3 protein-coding genes are annotated in these 4,495 nt (G+C 62.8%); 1 reads left to right on the top strand and 2 read right to left on the bottom strand.

Annotated features, from left to right (window positions below):
* Positions 1 to 1,650 (bottom strand): glutamate synthase central domain-containing protein (locus tag EOA24_RS28495; protein WP_281059903.1); only part of this gene is annotated, 1,650 nt, incomplete at its 3' end.
* Positions 1,651 to 2,140: 490 nt separating this feature from the next.
* Here EOA24_RS28495 and EOA24_RS28490 point away from each other — a divergent pair.
* The gene (locus EOA24_RS28490) at positions 2,141 to 3,190 is read left to right on the top strand and encodes a low specificity L-threonine aldolase (protein WP_127410319.1); all 1,050 of its coding nucleotides are present in this window, start codon (positions 2,141 to 2,143) and stop codon (positions 3,188 to 3,190) included.
* A gap of 187 nt (positions 3,191 to 3,377) precedes the next feature.
* On the opposite strand, the gene EOA24_RS28485 is transcribed toward EOA24_RS28490, so the two are convergent.
* Positions 3,378 to 3,845, bottom strand: a complete 468-nt coding sequence (locus EOA24_RS28485; RefSeq protein ID WP_126081458.1) for an Hsp20 family protein — start codon at positions 3,843 to 3,845, stop codon at positions 3,378 to 3,380.
* Positions 3,846 to 4,495: the final 650 nt, after the last annotated feature.

Here is a 4,495-nt window from a genome sequence, read left to right as displayed (position 1 = left end):
GGTGTAGAGCAGCTTCGACCTGTCCGACATGGCCGAGATCGGCGTGTCGGTGCCCATCGAGCCCACAGCTTCCTGGCCGGTGGTAGCCATCGGCGCCATCAGAAGCTTGGTGTCTTCCTGCGTGTAGCCGAAGGACTGCTGGCGATCGAGCAGGCTGACATCCTTGCGCAGCGCGCGCGGCTCGACCGGCTTGAGGTCTTCCAGGATCAACTGCGTGTTGACGAGCCAGGTCTTGTAGGGATGCCTGGTCGCGATCTCCGACTTGATCTCCTCGTCGGAGATGATGCGGCCCTTGGCGAGGTCGATCAGCAGCATGCGGCCGGGCTGCAGCCGCCACTTCTGCACGATCTTTTCCTCCGGCACCGGCAGCGCGCCGGCTTCCGACGCCATGATGACGCGGTCGTCGTCGGTGACGATGTAGCGCGCCGGGCGCAGGCCGTTGCGGTCGAGCGTGGCGCCGATCTGGCGACCGTCGGTGAACACCACCGCCGCCGGACCATCCCACGGCTCCATCAGCGCCGCATGATACTCGTAGAAAGCCTTGCGGTCGGCATCCATGAGCTTGTTGCCGGCCCAGGCTTCCGGTATCAGCATCATCATGGCGTGGGTGAGCGAATAGCCGCCCTGGAACAGGAACTCCAGCGCGTTGTCGAAGCACGCCGTGTCCGACTGGCCCTCATAGGAGATGGGCCACAGCTTCGAGATGTTGTTGCCGAACAGCTCGGAATCGACCGAGGCCTGGCGCGCCGCCATCCAGTTGTTGTTGCCGCGCACGGTGTTGATCTCGCCGTTATGCGCGACCATGCGATAGGGATGCGCCAGCTTCCACGACGGGAAGGTGTTGGTCGAGAAGCGCTGGTGAACGAGGATCAGCGCCGTTTCGAAGCGCGGATCCTTGAGGTCCTTATAATAGGCGCCGACCTGGTAGGCCAGGAACATGCCCTTGTAGATGATGGTGCGCGCCGACAGCGACACGCAATAGGCGCCGATGTCCTTGTTGTCGTTCTCAGCATAGATGCGGCCCGAGATCACCTTGCGCAGCAAATAGAGCCGCGCCTCGTATTCCTCGTCATCCGGGATGTCGGCCGTACGGCCGATGAACACCTGCCGGTGGAAAGGCTCCGAGGCCTCGATATCGGGCGCCTTCGACAGCGACGAATTGTCGACCGGCACGTCGCGGAAGCCGATGAGCGGCAGCCCCTCCGACTGCGCCGATTCGGCGATGATCTCTTCGATATGGGCGCGAAGCGCCGCGTCCTGCGGCATGAACCAATGGCCGACGCCGTATTGACCTGCAGGCGGCAGTTCGACGCCCTTGGCCGCCATTTCCTCGCGGAAGAAAGCGTCCGGGATCTGCACCAGCACGCCGGCGCCGTCGCCGACCAGCGGGTCAGCGCCGACGGCGCCGCGATGGGTGAGGTTTTCCAGCATCGCCAGACCGTCCTCGACGATCCGGTGCGACTTCACGCCCTTCATATTGGCGATGAAGCCGACGCCGCAGGCGTCATGCTCGTTGCGCGGATCGTAGAGGCCCTGGGCGGCCGGGCCGCCGGAAGTTCGGAGGGCTTGGGTCCGGACGGTGTTTTTAACGGCTGCCGCTTTCGTCTGCGCGGCCTGGCCGTAGATCGCAGATGGCGTCAGTTCCGTCATCGTCCTATCCTCCGTTCTCCACCTTGGCCCCGACTGTCTCAGGGCGCTGGCTTGCCTTGGGAAGCACAAGGCTTCCCCTTGATCCTTGCTGCACGTCTTGCGAAATCCATCGAACCATACGGCTATACGCCCGGTTCGCATCCGGTATCGTACAGGCCAGAGCCGGGCCGTCTACCCGCCGCTCGCGACAATGGCCGGAATGGCAGCAATGATACGCCAGTCCAGCCTGTTTTGTGCGACAAAATAAGACAGCACTACTGTCCTAAATTTTTATGGCAGAAATCAGGGGACCATACAAGACCGATTCACAAAAAACTTGGGCGTGACGCGACACAAAATTTCGTGACGAGTACCGGCAACGCAAGCTTCGATCCGGGTCTTTCGAGGCTAGGCGCTGGCTTCACCGCTTTGCCGGTGATTGGCCCTTGCGCTTCTCCCGCCTAAGCGGTCAAGTCCCGCCGCTTTTGGTAATCACGATACGGATCTCTCGATGTTCTTTGCTTCCGACAACTGGGCGGGCGTCCATCCCGACATTTCGGCCAATCTGTCGCGCCATGCCGACGGATCCGCTGTCGCCTATGGCGACGGCGATCTGGACCGGGCCGTCTATCGCCGCTTCAACGAGATTTTCGAGCGGGAGGTGCAAGTCTTCTTCGCCGCGACCGGCACCGCGGCGAACGCGCTTTCGATGGCCGCGTTGAACCGTATCGGCGGCATCGCGCTTTGCCACTCCGAAGCGCATATGAATGTCGACGAGTTCGGCGCGATGGGTTTCTACACCGGCGGCGCGCGCATGGCGCCGGTTCCCGGGCCGCTGGGGCGCATCAATCCGGAAGCGCTCGACCGGGCTATCAAGCGCTATTCGCAGGATCTGGCTCCCGCCGGTCAGCCGATGGCGGTCACCATCACCCAAGCGACCGAGGTCGGCACGGTCTATAGCGTCGACGACGTCAAGGCGATCGCCGAGGTCAGCCGCCGCCACAAGCTGCCGCTGCACATGGACGGCGCGCGCTTCGCCAATGCGATTGCCGCGACTAGCATCAGCCCGGCCGAAATGACCTGGAAGAGCGGCGTCGACGTCATCTCCTTCGGCGCCACCAAGAATGGCTGCTGGATGGCCGACGCGGTGCTGATCCTCAATCCGGATGTCAGTAAGGACCTGCGCCTGCACCGTCAGCGCGCCGGGCAGACCTTCTCCAAGGCGCGCTTCATCTCGGCCCAGTTCGAAGCCTATTTCACCGACGACCTGTGGCTGAGGATGGCCAGGCACGCCAATCAAATGGCAGCGCGTCTGGCCGAGACGATCGAGGACGCGCCGACGGGCAGGCTCGCCTGGCTGCCGCAAGCCAACGAGGTCTTCGCGGTCCTCGACAGCGCCACGGCTGAAAGGCTGCGGGCGGCTGGCGGCAAATTCCATGAATGGGGCGTGCCTTCAGGATTCGACGGCCATCTCGGCGACAATGAAGCGATCTACCGCTTCGTCGCCAGCTTCGCGACCACGACCGAGGAGATCGACCGCCTGGGCCAATTGCTCGGCTGAGCGTCCTGCCATGACCAAGCCGCCGCTCGGCTCGACGATGAGGCTGGTTCACCAGGGGCCTTCATGCTCCGCCGCAGCTTCAAAAGAGGTCAGAAAGGCCCGTAGGCGGGCGCACCCAATAAAAAGCGGCGCCTCGCAGCGCCGCTTTCGTCTCGGGAGGGAGACGTCGTCTGGAAAAGTCCGCGGATTACGCGGTCGCTTTCGCCTCGATCTGCTTGGCCTTGTCCGAAGACTGGGTAATCGCGATCTTGCGCGGCTTCAGCTCCTCGGGAATGTTGCGCTTGAGGTCGACGAAGAGCAGGCCGTTCTTCAGCGTGGCGCCCTCGACCTCGACATGGTCGGCGAGCTGGAAGCGGCGCTCGAAAGCGCGCGAGGCAATGCCTCGGTAGAGCAGCTCGGAACCCTCGCCATTGCCCTCTTCCTTGCGCTCGCCCTTGACGGTCAGCACGTTGCGGTGGGCTTCAATCGAGATTTCGTCTTCCGAGAAGCCGGCAACGGCCATCGAGATGCGATAGGCGTTCTCGCCGGTGCGCTCGATGTTATAGGGCGGATAGGTCTGCGCGGTCTCGGGCTGGCCGAGCGAATCGAGCATGGTGAACAGCCGGTCGAAGCCGACGGTCGAACGATAAAGTGGGGAAAAATCAACGTGACGCATGAGGTGTTCTCCTGTTGAGCAACATGGTTTGCGTGTGACCCGGTACGAAACCCTCGAAAGGCGTTCCGGATAGGCCAGCGACCCCGACAATCGGCTGCCGCAAACTTCATTTGGGAAGCGGAGAAAGCCATTTCAAGGCTTTTTGATCGACGCAAAACCGCCATGTTGATGAACGGCGGATGAACCGCAGCTTCGGCATCCGTTCAGCCGCTCGGCACTAGGCTTTGGTCAAGTTGGAGCAATTCCAAGAGAAGCGCGAGGCGCTTTCCGACCGGAATTGCGCAAGACAAAGAGACAAGCGGTGCTTTGATCCCGGCGCCGCCGAGGCCGAACCGGGTGCAACGTCCCTTCCTCCCGGATCGACAGAGGCCGGAAGTGCGCCGCAGGCACTTCCGGCCTTCCCATTTCAGGGCGGTTGCGTAAATCCTCGCGGCGCCTTTGCTTTTGCCGCCTGGCCGTCTATCACCATGCCGACGCCTTGCCCGCTCGGGCAAAGAACAACCAGCGACTCGCCGAATGACGGATCTTTTCCATCTGACCGAGGACAATCCCGCGCCGCGGAATGCCGCGGGCGGCTTCTTCACAACGCCCGACGGCAAGAAGATCCGCTACGGCGTCTTTGCCGCCGTCGCCCGCCCGCTGCTGGGCAC

Source organism: Mesorhizobium sp. M2A.F.Ca.ET.039.01.1.1 (genome assembly GCF_003998035.1).
Lineage (GTDB): Bacteria > Pseudomonadota > Alphaproteobacteria > Rhizobiales > Rhizobiaceae > Mesorhizobium.
This window is presented reverse-complemented; position numbering and strand designations above follow the sequence as displayed.